The 21,424-nt window shown below is 50.3% G+C and carries 18 protein-coding genes; 12 read left to right on the plus strand and 6 right to left on the minus strand.

Annotation, left to right across the window (positions count from 1 at the left end; genetic code table 11):
- The first annotated feature begins 5 nt into the window (after positions 1 to 5).
- From CRG97_RS04140 to CRG97_RS04155, 4 genes are all read left to right on the plus strand, one after another.
- On the plus strand, positions 6 to 839 hold the full coding sequence (locus tag CRG97_RS04140; RefSeq protein ID WP_098741888.1) for a carbohydrate ABC transporter permease: 834 nt from the start codon (positions 6 to 8) through the stop codon (positions 837 to 839).
- Between the two features lie 62 nt (positions 840 to 901).
- Entirely contained in the window at positions 902 to 2,218 is a 1,317-nt protein-coding gene (locus CRG97_RS04145; protein ID WP_098741889.1) for an ABC transporter substrate-binding protein, read from the plus strand.
- Positions 2,219 to 2,244: 26 nt separating this feature from the next.
- A complete protein-coding gene (locus tag CRG97_RS04150) occupies positions 2,245 to 3,012 on the plus strand; it encodes a glycerophosphodiester phosphodiesterase family protein (protein WP_098741890.1) in 768 nt (255 codons plus the stop codon).
- Positions 3,009 to 4,229: a sn-glycerol-1-phosphate dehydrogenase gene (locus CRG97_RS04155; protein ID WP_098741891.1), complete on the plus strand. Its 1,221-nt coding sequence runs from the start codon at positions 3,009 to 3,011 to the stop codon at positions 4,227 to 4,229. Before CRG97_RS04150 ends, CRG97_RS04155 begins: the two co-directional genes overlap by 4 nt.
- Before the next feature lie 92 nt (positions 4,230 to 4,321).
- Here CRG97_RS04155 and CRG97_RS04160 read toward each other — a convergent pair whose 3' ends face one another.
- Entirely contained in the window at positions 4,322 to 4,816 is a 495-nt protein-coding gene (locus CRG97_RS04160; protein ID WP_272914352.1) for an RNA polymerase sigma factor, read from the minus strand.
- Between the two features lie 347 nt (positions 4,817 to 5,163).
- Here CRG97_RS04160 and CRG97_RS04165 point away from each other — a divergent pair, with 347 nt between their 5' ends.
- Together CRG97_RS04165 and CRG97_RS04170 are read left to right on the plus strand one after the other, a co-directional pair.
- Positions 5,164 to 7,131, plus strand: coding sequence for a methyl-accepting chemotaxis protein (locus CRG97_RS04165; RefSeq protein ID WP_098741893.1), 1,968 nt, complete (start codon positions 5,164 to 5,166; stop codon positions 7,129 to 7,131).
- A gap of 218 nt (positions 7,132 to 7,349) precedes the next feature.
- Positions 7,350 to 8,210, plus strand: a complete 861-nt coding sequence (locus CRG97_RS04170; RefSeq protein ID WP_098741894.1) for a transporter substrate-binding domain-containing protein — start codon at positions 7,350 to 7,352, stop codon at positions 8,208 to 8,210.
- A gap of 329 nt (positions 8,211 to 8,539) precedes the next feature.
- Here the strand turns inward: CRG97_RS04170 and CRG97_RS04175 are convergent, their stop codons facing one another.
- Positions 8,540 to 10,003, minus strand: coding sequence for a carboxylesterase/lipase family protein (locus CRG97_RS04175; RefSeq protein ID WP_098741895.1), 1,464 nt, complete (start codon positions 10,001 to 10,003; stop codon positions 8,540 to 8,542).
- Between the two features lie 377 nt (positions 10,004 to 10,380).
- Here CRG97_RS04175 and CRG97_RS04180 point away from each other — a divergent pair, with 377 nt between their 5' ends.
- From CRG97_RS04180 to CRG97_RS04205, 6 genes are all read left to right on the plus strand, one after another.
- Positions 10,381 to 11,379, plus strand: a complete 999-nt coding sequence (locus tag CRG97_RS04180; RefSeq protein ID WP_098741896.1) for a Gfo/Idh/MocA family protein — start codon at positions 10,381 to 10,383, stop codon at positions 11,377 to 11,379.
- A complete protein-coding gene (locus tag CRG97_RS04185) occupies positions 11,376 to 12,371 on the plus strand; it encodes a Gfo/Idh/MocA family protein (RefSeq protein ID WP_098741897.1) in 996 nt (331 codons plus the stop codon). The genes CRG97_RS04180 and CRG97_RS04185 overlap by 4 nt, the downstream gene beginning before the upstream one ends.
- Before the next feature lie 176 nt (positions 12,372 to 12,547).
- On the plus strand, positions 12,548 to 13,447 hold the full coding sequence (locus CRG97_RS04190; protein ID WP_098741898.1) for a helix-turn-helix domain-containing protein: 900 nt from the start codon (positions 12,548 to 12,550) through the stop codon (positions 13,445 to 13,447).
- A gap of 267 nt (positions 13,448 to 13,714) precedes the next feature.
- Entirely contained in the window at positions 13,715 to 14,527 is an 813-nt protein-coding gene (locus CRG97_RS04195; RefSeq protein ID WP_237566286.1) for a MurR/RpiR family transcriptional regulator, read from the plus strand.
- Between the two features lie 232 nt (positions 14,528 to 14,759).
- Entirely contained in the window at positions 14,760 to 16,250 is a 1,491-nt protein-coding gene (locus tag CRG97_RS04200; RefSeq protein ID WP_098741900.1) for a PTS transporter subunit EIIC, read from the plus strand.
- A gap of 29 nt (positions 16,251 to 16,279) precedes the next feature.
- Entirely contained in the window at positions 16,280 to 16,924 is a 645-nt protein-coding gene (locus CRG97_RS04205; RefSeq protein WP_098741901.1) for an N-acetylmannosamine-6-phosphate 2-epimerase, read from the plus strand.
- A 168-nt stretch (positions 16,925 to 17,092) separates the two neighbouring features.
- On the opposite strand, the gene CRG97_RS04210 is transcribed toward CRG97_RS04205, so the two are convergent.
- The 4 genes from CRG97_RS04210 to CRG97_RS04225 form a co-directional block, all read right to left on the minus strand.
- Positions 17,093 to 17,935 carry an undecaprenyl-diphosphate phosphatase gene (locus tag CRG97_RS04210; RefSeq protein ID WP_098741902.1) on the minus strand — a complete coding sequence of 281 codons (843 nt, stop codon included), beginning with the start codon at positions 17,933 to 17,935 and terminating at the stop codon, positions 17,093 to 17,095.
- A gap of 74 nt (positions 17,936 to 18,009) precedes the next feature.
- Positions 18,010 to 18,621 (minus strand): DedA family protein, encoded by a 612-nt coding sequence (locus tag CRG97_RS04215; protein WP_098741903.1) that lies wholly within the window; start codon positions 18,619 to 18,621, stop codon positions 18,010 to 18,012.
- 42 nt (positions 18,622 to 18,663) lie between these two features.
- On the minus strand, positions 18,664 to 20,613 hold the full coding sequence (locus CRG97_RS04220; RefSeq protein WP_098741904.1) for an ABC transporter permease: 1,950 nt from the start codon (positions 20,611 to 20,613) through the stop codon (positions 18,664 to 18,666).
- Complete coding sequence (locus CRG97_RS04225) at positions 20,588 to 21,358, minus strand: ABC transporter ATP-binding protein (protein WP_098741905.1); 771 nt, start codon at positions 21,356 to 21,358, stop codon at positions 20,588 to 20,590. Before CRG97_RS04225 ends, CRG97_RS04220 begins: the two co-directional genes overlap by 26 nt.
- Positions 21,359 to 21,424 lie beyond the last annotated feature (66 nt).

The following is a 21,424-nucleotide window of genomic DNA, read 5'->3' on the forward strand; positions in this document are numbered from 1 at the left end:
ACAGTTTGAAGACCTTTGACTTAAAAATCGTATGGACTGCGCTGGGCTATTTGCTGAAGGCCGCAGTGCTCATGATTTTCATCTTTCCGTTTCTGTGGATGATCTCCACATCCCTCCAGACATTCCGGGAAACGATGACGTTTCCACCGACGTGGTTTCCGGCCTCGCCGCAATGGGGCAACTTCGCTGAGGCGATGAATGCAGGTCCTTTTCTTACCTATTTCAGGAACTCGGTTGTCGTTACCGGATCCATCATCGTTCTGCAGTTTCTGATCATGATCCCGGCCGCGTATGCATTTGCGAAGTATAAGTTTCCGGGAAAAACGCTGCTGTTCGGCATGATCCTTCTGGCATTCATGATCCCGGGTCAGGTTACGTTCATACCGGTCTATCTGATGATGGCAGATTGGGGATTAGTCAAAACCCTGCTGCCGCAGATCATCCCGTTCATCTCGAATGCCTTCGGCATCTTCCTGCTGAGGCAGTACTTCATGCAGATTCCGGAGGAAATCATTGAAGCGGCCCGTCTTGATAATGCGAGCGAATTCAAAATCATTCGGAAAATCATGGTTCCCATGTCGAAGCCGGCACTTGCGACCATTGCGCTGTTCAGCTTTGTCAGTCACTGGAATGACTATTTCTGGCCGCTCGTCATGACCGATTCAGCTTCCGTCCGGCCGCTGACCCTGGGGATCGCCATGCTAAGGGAGACCGAGGGCATCAGCAACTGGCATATCATCATGGCCGGCAATGTGATTCTGGTGGTGCCCATCCTGCTTGTGTATGTATTCTGCTCGAAGCACATCGTGAAGGCTTTTGTTTATTCAGGCATTAAATAATTACAGGAAATAACAGGGTTCGGCAAGTCATAATCGAATGATTAATGGAGGAATGAGTCAATATGAAATCCAAATGGTATACACTGCTGTCCGTCATTATGCTGTTCAGTTTGCTTGCCGCGTGTGGTAGTGGGGGAACTTCCGGTGATACGGGCAAAGCGCCGGGAAGCGGGGGAACCGAAGCCCCGTCCGGAGACAAAGGGAAAACTACAGTTCAGTTCTGGCACTCGCTGGGTGGCAAGAACGGGGAATACATGGACGCGCTCATCCAGCGTTTTAATGCATCCCATGAGGACATCGAAGTGGTAGGCACCTTTCAGGGAAGTTATGACGAGACGGTAACCAAGCTGCAGCAAGCGATAGCCTCCGATACCGGTCCGGATGTCAGCATGCTGGAGCGAGCCTACGTCCAGATGTTCGCCGATTCCGAAGTGCTTGAGGATCTGACGCCTTATCTTGAAGGCTCTGGTATCAGCGCCGATGACTTTACGCCGGGGCTGATGGGACACTCCGTCTTCAATGATCAATTGGTATCGCTGCCGCTGAACCGTTCCACCCCGATTCTGCATGTGAACAAAACATTGCTGGATGAGCAGGGGCTGCAAATTCCGACCACATGGGAGGAGCTGAAGGAGGTCGCAAATGCGCTTGTAGTCAAGGAAGGCAGCGAGTATAAGCGATACGGCGTTACGATGCCCTATGACACTTGGTATCCGATTGCCATGATCTCGCAGGCGGGCGGCACTTTCTTCAATGATGACAATACGTCGATCGGCTTTGGGGATAACGGTGTCGGCGCCAAGATGTTCGCTTACCTTAAAGAACTGCAGAGCACAGGCGCCTTGTATTATCCGCCGGCTCAGGATTCCGGCAACATTGTGAACAGCATGTTTGTGGAAGGCAAGGTCGGAATGATGTATCAATCTACGGGATCGATTGGCGGGTTGTCCAGCGCGGTGGATTTTGATTACGTGACAGCGTTCTTGCCTAAGGACGAAGTGTATGCGAATCCGACCGGAGGCGCGAATGTGACGATGCTGTCCTCTTCCAAGAACAAGGAAGCGGCATGGGAATTCATCCGGTGGATGGAGATGGAAGAGGAAGGCGGTCTTGAATTTATTTTGCAATCTGGCTACCTGCCATTCACGAAGAAGATGGTGGAGTCGGAGCAGATCCAAGAGCTGTGGGCCAAAGAACCGAACCGCAAAGTCGCTTATGATCAGCTGGAATTTGCCGTCGATACCAATAAGGACGTGGCATGGCCGGAGATTATGCATGAGTTCTTCTCGGCTATGGAAGCGATCATGTACGACAGCAAGGATATTCCGGCTACGCTGGATACCTTCAAGAAAGAGACGGAACGGATTTTGGCCCAATAACAACTGGTAAAGGAGTGGCAGGACATATGATCGAACGACTACGGGAACCATCCTGTACGATGGTGGCTGCACACCGCGGGTATAAATCAGCTTATCCGGAAAATACGCTGCTGGCCTTTCGCAAGGCGCTGGAGTTAGGCGTAGATATGCTGGAGTTTGATCTCCGGCTGACGCTTGATAAGGAAGTGGTGGTTATCCATGATGCAACGGTTCAGCGTACGACGAGCGGCGCTGGCGAGGTGAGGGATTTTACGCTGGAGGAACTGAAATCGTTGGATGCGGGCGGCTGGTTCGCTCGGGAGTTTGAAGGATTGAAGATCCCGACGCTTGCGGAGCTATGCGAGCTGCTCCGGGAATATCCCGAAGTTCTGTGCAACGTGGAGATTAAGCCAAGCCCTGATGCCAAAGAGGCCGCAGACCTGGCGGTTGATGTGCTGAACCAATACGGGTACCTGCCGCGCTGTGTATTCACCTGTTTCGATGCAGAAGTTCTGACGCATATTCATGATACGCATGGTCTGAAGACACAGGGCTTCCCGGGTGGGAAAATGTCCCGATTTGTCTTCGAGGAGGATGGAACCTACTCCAAGATGTGGGCAATCGGCGTAGAGATGTCGCTGCTTACGCCGGAGCTCGTTGCCCGGTTCCAGGAACAGGGGCTGCTGGTCTGGAGCTATTGCCCGGACGATGAGGAGGGTGTCCGCTATTCGCTGGAATGCGGGGTTACCGGCATGACCTGCAATAACCCCCTTCCGGCGCTGGCGATGATCGGAAAGAAGGGCACGCGGATATGACCTCCATTTTATCGAATATCCGAAGTTTGGCGGCGCATTTACCTGCTAGGCAGCTTTCGAATCTGGACGAAGTGGAGTCGATTCAGATCCAGTCCGGAGCTCTACGCGAGGTCGCGGGTTACCTTGAGACGAAACAGTGGACCTCGGTGGTGATGGTCGTAGACGGCGATACTTATGACGTCGCGGGCCAGCCGCTTGCAAACCTGCTCACGAAATCCTCGATTCAGGTCCAAGTTACCAAGCTTCTTCCTGATCGGAAGGGAGATGTTATCGCGGATGAGGTTTCCCTGATTCAGGTCATCCTGGATATCCAGCAAAGCAGGGCGAAGGCGGTGCTTGCGGTAGGCGGGGGAACGATTCACGATATTAGCCGGTACGCCGCTTATACTGCGGGTATCCCGTTCATCTCGGTACCCACGGCCGCTTCGGTGGATGGATTTAATTCCAAGGGAGCGCCCATCATTATACGGGGCGAGAAGAAGACGATTCCAGCTATTGGACCGAGCGCGATTTTTGCGGATGTCGATATTCTCATGTCGGCTCCCCCGCAGCTTACCGCGGCCGGGTTCGGGGATATGCTGGGCAAGTATACGTCCCTGTTCGACTGGAAATTCGGCAGTCTGGTGGCCGATGAACCCTATTTGCAGATCTCGGCGGATATTACGCGATCCGCGCTCAACCAATGCGTGAACGGGGTTGAGCAGATTGGGAAGCGAACCGAGGAGGGTGTACGCATCTTAATGGGGGCGCTCGTCGAATCCGGCTTAGCCATGCTGCTGTTCGGTCAATCCCATCCGGCTTCAGGCTCGGAGCATCATCTGTCCCACTATTGGGAGATGGAGTTTATTCGGCTAGGGGAGAAGCAGCTGCTGCACGGAGCCAAGGTGGGTGCCGCTTGCGTGGAAATCTCGAAGCTGTATCACCGTCTTGGGGAACAGGGGCTTGAGATGAACAGAGGCGCCTCCGGAGGTGCGAATGACATTGCACTTCGGATCACGCAGCATTGGAACGAAATCCGGTCGCATATAATGCAAATCCCGCAACCTGCAGAGCTGGCCGATCTGATGCGCTCGGTTGGCGGACCAGCCGGGGTATCGGAGCTTCCGATCAAGAGCGAATTGCTGAAGCGGAGCCTGGGTGAAGCCCACAAGGTTCGAAACAGTCGGTACACGCTGCTCCATGCCTATAATGAACAGGGAGCCCTATTCGTAAACTAAGGGTCCACATGCAATGAAATAAGGCTGTTCCCTCAAGCAGATCATTCTGCTTGATAGGGGACAGCCTTATTTGCTTCTATCCAGCTGTGCTTTTATTCGGACTGGTCTTCTGGAGTTGGCCAGCCGTTCCAAGCCCCCTCCGTACTATGGATAAGTTGGGCCGCTTCTTTGGCTGTATAGGAGAAGAAATCGACAAGGATGATAAGGACGGTCTGAAGGGCGGTGAGTTGGGATGCAAGCAGCTCCAGCGATTCCCTAACCAAGAAGCGATGGTCATGATATGCCTCGCGTTCGCCAGCATCTGCCTGTAGAACGGGCTTTTTGTTCTGCTTACGGTACATATTAATCCAGGTGGTCTGTGCTATCCGGTATAGATAGGCTTTGGTGACCTTGCGATTAGGCGACTGTTCAAGAGCATGATGGACCTTGATCAGCGATTCTTGCACGATATCCTCAGCGTCCCACTTGGAACCGGATGCAAGCTGCATGCAATAGCTCCTAAGGTCGGGTAACAGCTGGGATATATTATCGTTGAATGTAAATGTCACAAGCGGCTCACTCCTACTTAGGGTGCTGATACATTCCATATAAACTCAAGAAATTCCTGCAACATGTGAGCAACGACTAAAGATATATGAAAATATTGATATACATTTATGTCTTTTGGACTAGATAAACCCCTGAATAATTCGCGTTTCCACGATGATGGCGAATTGTGTAAAATGTCTCATTAACCTCTCAAAAAACGAACATACCCCACCGATAACTATAAAGTGGAGTCTTATTTCACCATTTTATACCATAATTTTTCGACGTAATTTGTTCATTTTTGTTTGTAGAGAGAAAGTCCTTACAGGAAAAAGAGCACCTGCAAAAATTTTTGGACGAATGATCAGATAGGACCCGAGCACTATTTTTGGGGAGGGTTTACAGCATGCTTAAGAGTCTCAAGCAAAAAATGATTACAATGATTTGTTTGCTCTTGCTCGTCAGTCTTGGATCCGTCTTTGCCGTAACTTACAACCGGTCATCTGACTTGCTGCAGGAGAGCTTAGACAAGGAAGCACAGCTTAGCGCGGAGAAGCTGGCGCTTCAGATCGACCAATTTCTGGACGTGGAAATTGCCAAGGTTGAAAGCGTGGGCAAATTCGTTACAGGGAATAAAGAGCAAGATTTGCAATTGATACAAGCGGCGCAGGAAGTGAACCCGGAATTTGAAACCTTTTTCTTCTCGTACGATTTGACAGGGAAGAATGTCATTAACTTTCTGGGCGAAGTGACCGACGTATCCGATCGCGTTCACTATCAGGAGGCCGGGAAGGGCGAAGGCAAGCTGGTTGTATCGGAGCCCGTGCTTTCCAAGCGTACGGGCAACAACATCGTAACGATGATCATTCCGCTGATGAAGGACGGGAAACAGTACGGATACATGGGCTCTACCCTTCCGATCAACGAGGTGCAGAAAAAAGTATCCTCCCAAACCTTCGGTGATACCGGATACGCTTTTCTTTTGAGTAAAGCGGGAACGTTCATGTGGTATCCAACCAAGGAATTCGTCCTTCAGAAGAAAGTCGAAGATGTGGAAAGCGCGGAATTATCGCAGGCTTTTGACAAGGTTCGTCAAGGCGAGTTAGGAGAATTCGACTATACACTGGATAACGTTGAGTACTCGGCTGCCTATGCACCGTCCAACTTGAACTGGGGGGTATTCGTGACGGCACCGACCCAGGAGCTGAATGCTCCGATCGAGGAGATGTCGGCTACGTTAGTCATTATTTCGGTTGCCGCGCTGGTCGTTTCCGCCTGTGCAGCGGTTTGGTTCACGGCCCAGATCGTCCGACCGATCCGCAGGCTCAACACGGCAGTTAAGGAAGTTGCGGCAGGCGATTTGACCAAGACCATTCAGGTTAGCGGCAAGGATGAGGTTGCCGTCCTTTCCGGCGATTTTAACCAGACGGTATCGCATCTGAAACATCTGGTCCTCGGTGTGAACGATTCCTCCCGCCAGGTCATGTCCGTCACGGAAATCGTTTCGAGCGGGGTAGAGACGGCTACGGACAGCGTGGATCGTATCGGCACTTCCATTCGTCAAATTGCAAGCGGCGCGAATGCTCACGCCTCAAGCTCCAACGAAATCGCAGTATCCATGAGTGACATGGCCAGCGGGATCGTCAAAATTGCTGAAACGTCCTCCATGGTGTCCGAAGCTGCACAGGAAGCGGCAAGTCAAGCAGAGACCGGATCGGTTGTCGTTGAACAAGCCGTGAAGCAGATCGGCAACATCGGAGTGGGCACAACCAAGGTCGGAACGGCGATTGAGCGCTTGAATGAGCGTTCTTCCGAAATCGAGCAGATTCTGAGCTTCATCACGGAAGTGACCTCCCGGATTCGCTTGCTGTCCTTGAATGCCTCCATCGAAGCAGCCAGAGCTGGCGAGCATGGACGCGGCTTTGCAGTCGTGGCTGAAGAAGTCAAGAAACTGGCTGGACAGTCCGAGGTATCGACTGATCAGATTGCGAAGCTGATTACAGAAATACGCGAAGACACGATTAACGCCGTACAGGTCATGGACGTCAGCCGGAAGGATGTACAGGATGGAATTGCGCTGATTGAAGAGGTGCGCGAGAAATTCGACAACATTCTGAGTGCGACACGCAACGTGGCTGATCACATCCTGGAGGTATCGGCGGCATCCGAGGAAATGTCCGCGGGATCCGAACAGGTCAGTGCTTCGGTGGAAGAGCTGAAATCCATTGCGGATTTGACTTCTAATGACGCACAGAATGTGACCGCTGCCGTGGAAGAGCAAATTTCAACCATCAAGGAAATTTCGAACTCCGTTAAACATCTGGAGACGGTCGCTCAGGAGCTTAGCAAAGAGCTTGGCAAATTCAGTCTGTAGCATTCCCTAAATCTTATGGACCGCACGTATGGGTACTTGAGAGGGGGGAGGCCTGGAAGGAATGAGGATCGAGCATTAGATGTGTAAGGCAAGGAAGTAAGAGGTAGTAAGCAGCAAGGGAAAGGCTAAGGTCTTTCAGAGTGGGAAGGCAGACCAATGCCACCGCCGATCAAGGCATTAGGATGTACAACTAGAAGAAAACTGGAGGAAACAAAAACATGGCTAAGAATTGGAAAAAGGTATTACTAGCAGGGGTAGTCAGCTTATCATTGGTAGCAACGGGTTTTGCTGCAAACGAGGTGCTCACATCACCGGAGGTATCCGCTAAGTCGGCTTCGACCAATGCACCCGGGCAACTAAAGAAACAAGCGGCTTCCCAGCTGGATGAAATTATCGAAAGAGGCTACATCCGAGTTGGTATGACAGGGGATTACAAACCGTTTACATATTTGAATCCTGTTACAAAAGAGTATGAAGGTTATGATGTCGACGCTATGGAAGAGCTTGGTAAAGATCTTGGCGTGGAAGTTCGCTACGTCAACACCACTTGGTCCAACATGTTGAAGGACCTGCAGGCTGATAAATTCGACATCGCAGTGGGCGGCGTTACCCGTAACACGGCTAGACAAAAAACGGCTTATGTGTCCCAAGGGTACATTTCCTTCGGTAAAGCACCGTTGATCCGTGCTGAAGACAAGGACAAATACCTGACGATCGAAGACATTAATAAACCTTCGGTACGCATTGGCGTCAATCCGGGCGGAACGAACGAAGTGTTCGTACGCGAGCATCTGACGAAAGCTAATGTGACCGTCGTTCCAAATAATCTGGATATCCCGCATTTGGTAGCGGACGGTACGTATGACGTGATGATTACCGATACGATCGAAGCGATTACGTATGCAAAAGCAGACTCTAGACTGTACGCTGCATTGACGGATAAGCCTTTCACTAACAGCGAAAAAGGCTACATGATTCCTCGCGGTGACTTTGAATATGCAAGCTATCTGGAAATGTGGATTGATGAAATGAAGCTGCAAGGCAAGTTTGCGGACATTCATAAGAAATGGTTGGAGTAGGTTGAATCGGGCTATGAAATGATAGCCGATCCTCGCCAGCAGATCAGGACGAAGACCCTGATCTGCTGGTTTTTTTATGTTCATGGAATTGCCGCTCATCATCTGCGAAATAAGGAAGGGCCGGTCCGATCCCAGTTTCTTTCGACGGAGCCTGATCGGGCGCTATAGGATAGAAGTACGCCAGAGGTTAGCCGTGTATGTGCGGTCCGTAATAACGAAAAGCTGTATTCCAGCATGATATCCATGATGTCATGCCTGGAAATACAGCTTTTTTGCTGCCATAAGAGTTCCCTCCGGCGAAAGGGCACCTTGCTTATGGCTTGTCCATATTATAATTGCAGCATTTCCCGCTTCTCCGCATCCGGGTCCTCGATGATCCTGCTGTCGTTGTTGAATATCATCGTTGAACGCGATGCTGAATCATAAGCAGGCCACGGCAGTGCCTCCGTATCCGGTGAGCCATTGCGTGCAAATGCAATCCAAGCCTCCTGCATCCGGTCGGACAGGGCTTGTGTGGCGGCATCGACTTGCACACCGATGTTCTGAAACAGCCCCAGCGTGTTGAATACAAACGGTATTTCCAGGGCGTGCATCGCTTTGCCGAGAACCGGATGATTCGGTAGCGTCCAATCGAATCGGTACATCCATACCGGCGTGTGCTTACTCTGAGCGGAAGCGAACTGCAGGGCCGAGCGCCAGAAATACAGGTCGGTCATAATCTGGGCATGTCCGTCGATGCTGTACGGATATTCCTTGGTGATAGGCGCAGCATCCTGGATGCCGGTCATCATTTCAACGGTGCGGACAAGATCGTCCTCCTTCACAAGCGGCATGTCCGGCCGGAAGAACAAGGCACCTTCATCGAGATTCGTTCCGATCAGGATTGGCACGTCCTTCGCCCAGCCCGATTGAATAGCCTGCAGCGGATCATGAGGCAGCGTGTGGGGTTCCAGCACTGGTTGGAAGATCATGCTGACGCCGGGACCGATCCGTTTCTTCAGCCGTTCCCCGGCTTCAAATATTTGCTCACCTGTGAGGGATTCAAGCTGATGGGCCTTATCCGGGGTTATGTCCAGCTCTTTAAGCAAACCAGCCGTTATCATCTGTGCCTGCTCCGGAGCCATCACCTGGGCAGCACCGCTTTCCATGATGGCTCGCTGAAACAACCCTTTGGCTGCCGGCATTGCAAGTAAAGCTGCAATGCTCATGCTGCCGGCCGACTCTCCGAATACCGTAACCCGTTTGGGGTCGCCGCCGAAGGCCGCGATATGATCTCGTACCCATTGCAGGGCCGCAATCTGGTCCAGTAAACCGATATTGGAGGAAAAGGATTCGCCGTATGGGGAGAGATGGAGAAAGCCTAGCGGACCCAGCCGGTAATTGATGGTTACCACAATCACGTCGCCTCGGAGTACGAAAGATGTACCGTTATAGCTTGGCAAACTGCCGGAGCCCGTGATGAAAGTGCCCCCGTGAATCCATACCATGACGGGTAGAGGCTCCGCTGGCGTGTTCAGGGGTGCCCACACATTGAGGTAGAGACAATCCTCGGACACCGTTTTGGTCACTCCTCCGCCAAGCATGCTTGACGTGGATTCTAGTGGCTGAAGGCACATGGGGCTGAAAGCGGTGGTATCTTTTATCCCGTCCCATGAATCGGGGGGAACAGGAGCACGGAATCGAAGCGGGCCTACCGGGGGCTTCGCATAAGGGATTCCCTTCCATACACGTACTCCGTTTTCCGAACTGCCTTGAATACGCCCGTCTTTCGTTTGAACGACAAGTTCTGACATGTTCTCTCTACACCCTTTCTCTCTGGATATTTCTTGGAATGTCGAAATTCTTCGAATCTGCAGCGGTGCTTCTATGTACACCTTGGCTCTGCTCCTTGTACGCATGGTGCTTGGTCTGGGGCGTGCTTGGATGGCTGTCGACCCTATCCGAATGTTATTTATAAATGGCTGAGGCGTGATAATAGAAGATTTATACTACTCTCTATATACACTTTACCAAGTTAGCGGCATAAGTTCAAAAAAGCACGAATCATGCGAAATAGAGGCAGGAATGTTATGTTATATGAAGAATGTAACAGGGTGGGTAGTATTCGCGGACAACGGATACGGCATCACTTTTTGGTCCAAGTCATTATAGGTATACTGGAGGGATAAGCATGAACATTGCGATTTTGGGCTGCGGAACGATGGGGACAGCCTATGCGCATAATTTGGCGAAAATGCCGGGAGTAACAGTGACGGGTGTGGTCGATATTAACGCCGGGCGTGCTGAGCGGGCTGCAGCTTTGACCGGGGCGAAGGCATACACGGATGTAGAGTCGCTGTTTGAACAAAAAGATTTGGAAACGGTTGCGGTGTGTCTGCCCACCTATCTCCATAAACCGTTTGTATTGAAACTAGCTGAAAAAGGGCTGCACGTCATCTGCGAAAAACCGGCTGCATTGACCCTGGAGGATGCACAAGAGATGAAAGCGGCCTGCGAGAAGAACGGAGTCCGGTTGTTTATCGGACATGTCGTCCGATTCTTCCCGAACTATCATGATGCCTATCGGCAGGCCCACGCCGGGAGCATCGGAACACCGAAGATGGCTCACTTCAAGCGGTACGGTTCGTATCCGCAGGGTATGGATGGATGGTATAACGACCCGGGCAAGAGCGGCGGTGTTATCATGGATCTCATGATTCACGATATCGATTTTGCCTGCTGGCTATTCGGGGAAGTGGAGTCGGTATATGCTTCCATCGTTAAGCGGGATGAGCCTGAGATGGAGTATGCTCAGCTTACGCTTCATTTTAAAAATAGCGCAATCGCCAGTCTAACCGGCTATTGGGGGTATCCCGGACCGTTTACGACGCAGTTCGAGATTTCGGGTGACCAGGGAATCATAAGATTTGATAGCAATCAGGTGCAGTCTTTGGACATTAAACTGGTCAATGCGGAGGCAGGGGAGGGAGCAGCTGTACAGGTTCCTTCAAGCCCAAGTCTGTATGACCCTTATTATAACGAGGTGCAGCATTTTATCGAGTGCATCCGAAACGGCAGCGAGCCGCTCGTAAGTATTAAGGATGCTTGCTATGCCGTTGAAATCGCTCAGGCAGCGGAGCAATCGGCTCAGACTGGACAGCCCGTGATGATCGGAGGGACGGTTTCATGAAGAAAGTTAAAGTAGGCTTTATCAGCTTTGCCCATATGCATGCAGCGAGCTATCTCCTAGGCATGCTGAAGCGGGATGATGTCGAGGTGGTCGGAGTCGCCGATGAAAACGCGGAGCGTGTGCGTCCATACTCTGTGGACCGAGGTATCCCGTACTATGCGGACTACAATGAATTGCTGGCACAGGAACTGGATGCTGTCGTCATCTGCTCGGAAAATGCGCGTCATGCGGAATTTACCAAGCTTGCCGCTGCGGCGGGCAAGCATGTGCTGTGCGAGAAGCCGTTAGGTTTGTCCGAGTCCGAGATGCTGGAGATGATTCAAGTGTGCAAGGATCATGGCGTGCAGCTTATGACGGCTTTTCCTTGCCGTTATATTACGTCCGTTCGTCAGGCGAAGGAAGCGATTGACGCAGGACAGATCGGCGAAATTTTGGCCATGAAGGGAACCAACCGGGGAAGCATGCCTGGCGGCTGGTTTATCGAACGGGAGAAATCGGGCGGCGGAGCCGTATTGGACCATACGGTCCATGTGATGGATCTGATGCACTGGTTTACCGGCAGCAAGGCAGAGGCAGTATACGCCCATGCGGAAACGCTCTTCAATGACACGGAGATTGACGATGCCGGCATGGTCCACGTCAAGTTCGCGAATGGCGTTGTTGCCGTACTGGACCCAAGCTGGTCCCGTAATCGCACCTTCCCGACCTGGGGGGATGTCACGCTTGAGATCATCGGCACCAAGGGTGTGCTGAATATTGATTCTTTTGCCCAGAAGAACGATGTCTACAGCGATGTAACTGGGAAAGCGGCGTGGAGCTTCTGGGGCGATGATATGGACGAAGGTCTCGTCAACAGCTTTATCGACAGCATTCGCGATGGCAAGCCGGTCGAAATAACAGGGGAAGACGGCTATTACTCTGCCCGTGTTGCCATTGCAGCGTACGAATCCGCAAGCACCAAGCGCACCGTTCAGCTGAAGCCGCTGGGGTAATGGGGTTTTAGCTTCTCCATGGCAGGGAGCCTTTCCTGTGATCCATAACGAGAATCGTATCATGGCATAAGCCTCTTCGATCTTTGTAATCGAAGGGGCTTTTTTGATGTTGGCAAAAAAGATCAAAAACGCTTTTCTCCCTTTTGGTATTCTTAATAACAAAGGAGGGCCTAACCTTGAGTACCCAGCGTATCATCCAAAAAAGTATAGCGTACATGGAGCAGCATCTGGAGGAGCAGCTGACCCTCGCGGATATTGCATCCTATGCCGGTTTTTCGCCATATCACTTCCACCGCTTGTTTCGGAAGGAGGTCGGTATGAACATCGCGGATTACCTTAGAAAACGAAGACTCTGTTATGCAGCACAGCTCCTACTGCACTCCGAGGCTGCGATTATCGACATTTCCCTGCACTGCCACTTCGAGAGTCAGGAGTCGTTTACGAGAGCATTCAAAAAATTATACGGCATGCCGCCGGGGCGTTACCGGAAAATCTTTGCGGTTCACGCTCATCACTCAAATTACCAAAAAGGAGAGGATCATATGCAGCAGCAATCTCAATCCGCATTAAAAGGCTGGTTTCTGAGCGGAAGTCACCCGCATGATTATGAAATTGGCGTCGACCGGTTCACCGTCCACCAAGGAAGCACTTCCGGTTACCTAAAAGCCCTTACCCCAATGGAGGCAGACGCTTTTGCGACCATGATGCAGCAGTTCAAAGCCGATAAGTATGCGGGCAAACGGATGCGGTTCTCCGGATTTGTCAAAACCGAGAACGTCAAAGAATACTGCGGGCTGTGGATGCGTGTTGACAATCGTGCGGAAGACGTGCTTCAGTTCGATAATATGAATGATCGGCGCATTGTCGGCAGCACGCATTGGAATCACTATACCATCGTGCTCGACGTACCCGAGGACAGCGCCACGATTTCGATCGGTGTTCTGTTGATGGGGGCAGGCAAGGTGTGGCTGGACAGCCTCCGCTTTGAAGAGGTGGATCTTAGCGTACCGACGACGAACTTCGATTTTCACTATGAGCTGCTGGAGGAGCCTACCAATTTATCGTTTGAAGAGTGAGGCGTAGGGCTCCTGGCTTTCACACACCATTATAGAAATGAAATGATCCTAGCGTGCTGATGGATAGGGGAAGCTCTCATTCAACTATAACCTGGAAGTCTCTCCAAAAGCGGAGGGCTTCTTCTTTTTTCTTCATGGATGGATGGTGGTTGCGCTGCATCATGTCTATTCCTATGATTGGTCTTGAGCAATGCTCCCTATCATAGCAATAATATTGAATCCGTATGCTTTTTTTGTTATAATTCCCAAATGGCGGTGGTGGATTCAATGGATATTTATATGGTTATTCAGCAGTTATATCCGAGTTTCTCGAAGAAAGAACAGTTGGTAGCGAATTATATTCTTCAAGAAGGTCAATCGATTAATAACATGAATATATCTGTGCTCGCGAACCATGTTGGTGTCTCGAATGGAACAATCACGCATTTTTGCAAGAAGATTGGTTGCAATAATTTTGCCGAATTAAAGGTTCAGTTAGGCAGGCTACGTACTGCGACGGCTCCTTCGGTGGAGGACGATCTTCTCATACAAGTATCTAAATTCTATCAGACAGTCATTGAGCGTTCGAATCAATTACTGGATATTACATATTTGCATCGGCTTGCTGAAGCGATTAAGGGTGCAGCACGGATTTTCATATACGGGATCGGAAGCTCGGGACTTTCAGCGAAGGAAATGATGCTTCGTTTGCTGCGTATGGGCTTCAATGTGCAGAGTATTACGGATTCGCATTTAATGCTGATCAATAGTTCGATAGTGAATGAGAATGATTTCGTTATTGCGATTTCCAGTTCAGGGGAAACGTCTGTCATTGTCGACGCAACCAGAATTGCAAAGAATAATCGGTGCAAAGTCATCTGTCTGACCAGCTTCTCCGAGAGTACGCTGGCGCAGCAAGTGGACTCTTTTATTCTGGTTCCCAATACATTGTTTGTTGATAAAGAAAGGTTTGTAAATAGTCAATTTTCCGTCATGTATGCGATCGATATTTTATGTATGATCTTACTCGCGGATACGGATTTGAATAGTCGTATGCAAATTACAGTGAATACGATTCTTGATCATAATCGAACGGAATAACCATAAAGCTTTCATCGTACCTGTGAACCACAGAAGTTGACGTACTTTTCGTCTACTGGAGGGTCACAGGTTTTTTTATTGTATTTGTCCGTATTAAGGGTTGTTATGGATTTAATTGCCAGGCGATAATAAAATTATTTTAATTAAATTATATTTACTAAAATAATTTCATGATGTAGAATCGACATATCGCGATGGAAGTACAATGCTTGATCTAATAGGAGGAAAATCCATGTTTAAACAGTTGCAAAAACTTGGTAAGTCATTTATGTTACCGATTGCAATCCTACCTGCTGCGGGTTTGCTGCTTGGGATTGGCGGATCCTTATCGAATGCGAATACGATTGCGGCATATCCGATTCTGAATACGCGGTTTTTACAAGCTATTTTTCAAATTATGTCAGCAGCCGGCAACGTTGTGTTTACCAACTTAGCGCTAATCATGTGTATTGGTCTTGCCGTGGGATTAGCGAAAAAAGATAAAGGTACTGCCGCGCTGGCAGCAGCCGTCTCGTTCATGGTTATGAATGCATCGATTGGTGCTATGATTACGGTATTCAATCCAAGCGTTGAATCCATTGACACCGGGGTTGTAGGGGCTATTGTCATTGGTATCCTGGTAACTTTTTTGAATAATCGATACCGGGGGATTCAATTACCTTCCTTTTTAGGATTTTTTGGGGGCTCGCGGTTTATTCCAATCGTCTCATCGTTTAGTGCTATTTTTGTAGGCGGGATCTTCTTCTTAATCTGGCCTACGTTTCAAGGCTGGCTGGTAGCGGCAGGAACTGCTATTGCCGGAATGGGATATTTCGGAACCTATTTATACGGATTCTTGCTTCGTCTTACAGGTGCTGTCGGTTTACACCATATGATTTATCCGATGTTCTGGTTCACTGAGCTGGGCGGTGTCGCCACGGTTGCAGGTCAGCAAGTGGTGGGCGCGCAGAAAATCTTTTTTGCCGAACTGGCTGATCCGAATCATGTTGGAATGTTCTCCGAAGGAACCCGTTTTTTTGCAGGACGTTTTGCTACGATGATGTTTGGTCTTCCTGCGGCATGCCTTGCGATGTATCATTGCGTACCGAAGAACCGTCGCAAACTTGTGTTTGGTTTGTTCTTTAGTGCAGCGCTTACATCGTTCCTGACAGGGATTACGGAGCCGATTGAGTTTATGTTCTTATTCGTCGCTCCTTGGTTATATGTGATTCATGCGGCTCTAGACGGTCTATCCTTTATGATCGCGGATATGTTATCCGTTCGTCTCGGGAACACCTTCTCTGGCGGGGCCATCGACTTCTTGCTCTTCGGGGTTCTGCAGGGGAATGCCAAGACTAATTGGATCTATGTCATCATTGTGGGGCTCTTCTGGGCGATCATCTATTACCTTGTGTTCCGCTTCTTAATTACGAAATTCAATGTGGCGACACCTGGACGTGAAAGTGATGGGGAGAGCGTATCGGTTGAATCCAAGGACAGTATTGGAGAGACGGCGATGAAAGTGCTGAGTGCGCTTGGCGGCAAGGAGAACCTGGAAGATGTCGATGCATGTATTACAAGACTTCGTGTTGCCGTCAAAGATGTATCAAAAGTAGATAAGGATACAATCAAAGAACTGGGTGCTACCGCAGTATTGGAAGTAAAAGGTGGGATTCAGGCTGTATTTGGCGCCAAAGCTGACTTAATTAAACAAAAGATAAATGAGACTATTGGAGAAGAATAAATCAGGATAGGGCATGGAGGGAACATATTGTGAATCGAGGATTAATTGTATCATGTCAGGCTTTGCCAGGCGAACCGTTGCATAGTTCATTTATTATGGGGCGTATGGCCATTGCGGCTGCCGAAGCCGGTGCGGTGGGGATTCGTGCGAATAGCGTTGAAGACATCGAAGAGATTAAGAAGCAAGTTGAGTTGCCCATTATTGGCATTATCAAAAAAGAATATCCGGGTATGCAATCGTTCATTACAGCGACCATGACCGAAGTGGATGCGCTTGTTGGTACGGGGGTTGAAATTATCGCTGTGCAAGCAACGATGGATCAGGATGAGGCATTCCTGAAATCGATCTTTACAAAATACCCTTCGCAGAAGTTCATGGCGGATATCTCCACCACGGAAGAGGGGTTGCGAGCAGATCGATTGGGGTTCCACTACATTGGAACGACACTCATTGGTTATACACCGCAGTCTCAGCAAGTGGAGAAGTTCACCGTGCTGGAAGAACTGATTAAGCAGTGTAAGAAACCAGTCATTGCAGAAGGCAACTTCAACACACCGGAGCAGGCTGCAAAAGCGATCAAAATGGGGGCTCATTGTGTGGTTGTAGGCAGCGCCATAACAAGGCCGCAAATCATCGCGAAATGGTTCTCTGATGAGGTAAACGAAGTTCTATAACAAAAGAAGCATAGAGGAAAGATTTGTTATATAGTCCGTTAGTACCGTAGCATTCGCGCACTTTTAATAAAACGGGGCTGTCCCAAAAGTCATTAAAGATGACTCTGGGACAGCCCCTTTACGTGCGCGAGCGCCTCTAGGACTATATACGGTACTTGTAGAACGGTATTACAGATAAAGCACCAACGCAATAATAGCAGCGAGCACGATCCGGTAGATCGCAAACGGCACCAGCTTGATCCGGTTAATCAGCTTCAGGAAGAAGCGGATGGAGATCAAGGCGAAGACGAAGGCGGCCACGAATCCGGCGATGAAGAACGGTAGAGCCTCCAGCGTGAAGTATTCCCAGTTCTTCAGCAGCGACAGTAAGCTGGCTCCGAACATGATCGGCACCGCCATAATGAAGGTGAAGTCCGCCGCCGCACGGTGACTCATACCGAGCATGACGCCTCCGGAGATGGTGGAGCCGGAGCGGGAGAAGCCTGGCCAGAGCGACAAACACTGAATCAATCCGACGCTGAATGCCTGTTTGTACGTTATTTGGTCGACAGTGACCACGTTCGGCTCTCTTTTCGAGCTGACTTTATCGGCAACGATCATGAAGATGGCCCCGATCACGAGGCCGATAAGCACCGTTTCGGTAGAAAATAAATGCTCGTCAATGAGGTCTTCGAACAAGACGCCCAGAACACCGGCCGGAATCAAACCGACGATAACCTGGCTGAGCTTCAGTCTGCCCGTAACCGCCGGTACGCCGGCTTCAGGCTTTTTGCGCTTGAGGCCCAAGAGATCCAGGAAGCGGTCCTTAAACACAACGAGGACGGCTAGAATGGAGCCAAGCTGAATGACAACCTTAAAGGTGTTGGCTACGTATTTCGTCAGAAACTCCTCGGATCTCAGCCACATATCATCAACGATGATCATATGACCGGTAGAGGATACAGGAGCGAACTCGGTCAGTCCCTCGACGATACCCAGAATAATTGCTTTGAGGATGGTTAAAAAATCCATGACCCACAGTCTCTCCCTTACAAAAAAATGAGAAATATAATGATATGAATGATAAGTGGCATGACATGCGTGATTTAAGCTGACTTTCTCCGCTTGCGGAAGAAAAAGAACAGGAACGCAATTACGGCCACAGCTATTACAGCATAAGCGATATTGGAATAGACGTCCATGAAGGCTACGATTTTTTCCCATGAATCGCCGACAGCGGCTCCCACGCATACCAGAATAATGTTCCAGATCAGGGTACCGATGGTCGTGAAGAGGAGGAACATACCGAACTTCATGTTGGACATCCCTGCCGGGATGGAGATCAAGCTTCGGATCAGCGGAATCATGCGGCAGAACAGCACGGTCCAGTAGCCGTATTTATCAAACCACGCATCCGCCTTGCGGATGTCTTCTTTTTTGACACGGAGGATATGACCCCAGCGATCAACGATTTTTTCAAGCCGCTCGACATCGAGCAGACGGCCAATCCCGTACAGAATGACGGCACCGACCACAGACCCAACGGTAGCTGCAATAATGACACCGGGCACCGTCAGTTTCGTGTAGGTGGTCATGAATCCGCCGAAGGTAAGAATGACCTCGGAGGGGATCGGAGGAAACACATTTTCCAGGGCAATCATCAGCAGGATGCCGATATAGCCGAACTGCTCCATAATATCCGTAATCCAGTTTTCCAAAAGTTACACCTCTTTCAAAGATAAGGATGCTGCTTTCATCCTTTATATAAGGGTCTGCTTCAGCTTGCGCAGATATTGACTGCGGATGAAGAAGAAATACAGGACCTGCATCATCAGGAAGCTGATCAGCACGATGCCCATTTCAGCCGCAATGGATAAATAGAAGTAGCTCTGCAGCGCGACAAAGGCAAAGATGCTGTGCACAATCGCAAGGCTGATCGGTACAAAAAACAGCAGCGCCAGCTGTCCGGTGACGATCCGCCGGAACTCCTTATCGGTCATTCCAAGCCGGGATATCGTGGCATAATGCCTGCGGTCATAATCCAGATCGGCATAGAGGCGGAAGTATAGGAAGCTTCCTGCCGCGATAAAAAACACCGTGCCCACAAGCAGTGCTGCGAAGAGCAGCATATTGTATAGGCTGTCCCGAAGGGCAAAGAGCGTGCCGCTGACCGCCAGCGCATAAGGCTGGTCCATTTCATAACGCACCGCCCCGCGCGGGGCCAGATGAGGGACGATGCCCTCCGTCTCTGTGAAATCATCCACATAGAAGCCGGTGTATCGCTCTAGTCGGACCGGATTCGTGATGGCGGCGAAGGCTTCGTCACTGACTACAAGCCCGCCGAAGCGAGAATCGTCGTCCATTTCCGGCAGCAAATATTCCGGTACGCCGACATGATCGGAATAACCGATTTCATGCAGGAGGATTTCGGAATCATGGATCCGGTACGAAGCGTGCTCCCGGTCGCGGATATAAGCCCTGTCATTTTGCGAAGCAATGAGGACAAGCGCATCCTCACCGCTCAGCGGCTGTTCATCAAATGGCAGTCCCGCCATTAGCACCGCAGCCTTATAGTCGGAGAAGGAGATCAGTGCCAACGGATTTTGCAACTGCCCGACCTGTGCGGAAGCCGGCTGGGCTTCCGTATATTTAACGCGAAACGATAGCGTTTCAAACGGTATTTTCTTCGATTCAAGCTCCTGTCGGATTTCGCGTAAATGCTGCTTCTCGGAGGTATCTCCCGTTTTGGCAAGATAACCGATGGCGGCAGGGAAATCCTCGTTGAACTGCTTCGTGAGCACCGGGATGGAGGCAAATACGCCTACCGAGCAAAAGGAAACAGCCAGTACGATTGTCACCATCGAGAACATCTGTGCGTGATCTCTAAGCCGGTAATGCAGGCTGGAGAGCGAGATCAGCTTAGTCTTTCTCCAGGCTAACCGGCGGCTCTGCTTCAACCTTCTCACGAGAGCAACCCCTAGCTGCGTATACAACAGATAAGTGCCGATCATCGTCATTAACGTAACCGGGAACATGCGCAGCGCCAGGGTCGACGCGCTTGTCGTGGCGGCCAAGCTGTAGCTGACCACCAGCAGCACGGCTGCCAATATCGATAACCAGGGCGATGTCCTGGGCGCGGTTTTCGGCCGCTGTCCGGATTGGAACAGATCGATCAACGCTTTAGGACGCAGCAGCCTAGAGGTGCACAGCGAGATAATGATAAACAGCAGCACATAACTTGCAACCGTCAGTCCAAGCGCACACAGGGGCAATCGAAACGGCAGAGGCGGGATTCCAAGAAAGACCGAGCCTGCCATCAGAAATAGCTTGCCTGTAATGATGCCGAACAGAATGCCTGTAGCAATGGCGCTTACGCCGATGATCATATTTTCGAGAAACAACATCTTGTTAAATTGGCGATCCGTCATACCATGCATGAACAGAATGCCGAACTCGCGCTTACGTGTCTTTAGAAAAGCCCCCACGGAATACAGCACGAAGAAAAACGAGAATACATACATGATCAGCTCGGCCCCGAGCATCGCCTGGATAACAACCGGGTAGAACATCTCGTTCGCTATCGAAGGGTGGAACAGGAACAGCGCGCACACAAAGAAAATCATGACGGAGAATGCGCTGCTTAAGAAATAGGCAGCATAGGTCCGCTTATTCCTCAGGACATTCCTAAATGCGAATTGTCGAAAGGTCATGACTGCCTCCTCCGAGTAAAGCCAGCATATCGATGATTTTCTGGAAAAAGGCTTGGCGGTTGTCACCGCAGTACATTTCATTATATAGTTGTCCGTCTTTGATGAACAAGACGCGGTCACAGTAGCTGGCTGCCACCGGATCATGAGTGACCATGAGAATCGTTGCGGAAGCCTCTTTACTCGAAGCAGAAAGCGTCTGCATCACCTCTTTGGAGGCTTTGGAGTCCAGGTTGCCGGTGGGCTCGTCAGCGAGAATTAGAGAGGGCTCCTGAATGAGCGCCCTGGCAATGGCGGTGCGCTGCATCTGTCCGCCGGAAATTTCATAGGTATGCTTGTGCAGAATGGACTCGATGCCGAGTCGATCTGCGATTCGACTTAGCCGGATGCCCATTTCGTCAAGCGGCATGCCCTCCAGCGTCAATGGGAGAACGATATTTTCCTCAACGGTTAGCGTATCCAGCAGATTGAAGTGCTGGAAGACGAAGCCCAGCTCCCGGCGCCGGAACAGAGCGGTCTCGCTTCTGCTGAGAAGATGAGGATTGCGCCCGCCTATGATCACTTCTCCGGCCGTGGGCTGATCAATGGTTGCAATCAGATTGAGGAGCGTGGTTTTTCCGCTGCCGGAAGGACCCATAATGCCGACGAATTCCCCTTTGGTGACGTTGAAGTGAATATTGTTCAGCGCTTGGAACGCCACTTTGCCCTCATAGATTTTAGATAGATGCTTGACGCTCAGGATGGGCATATCTTCACTCCTCTATAACGATGATATCATTGTAAAAGATTCGTTCCCGTTCATGCCATATTCGTA

Source organism: Paenibacillus sp. EZ-K15, from assembly GCF_002573715.1.
GTDB lineage: Bacteria > Bacillota > Bacilli > Paenibacillales > Paenibacillaceae > Paenibacillus_AQ.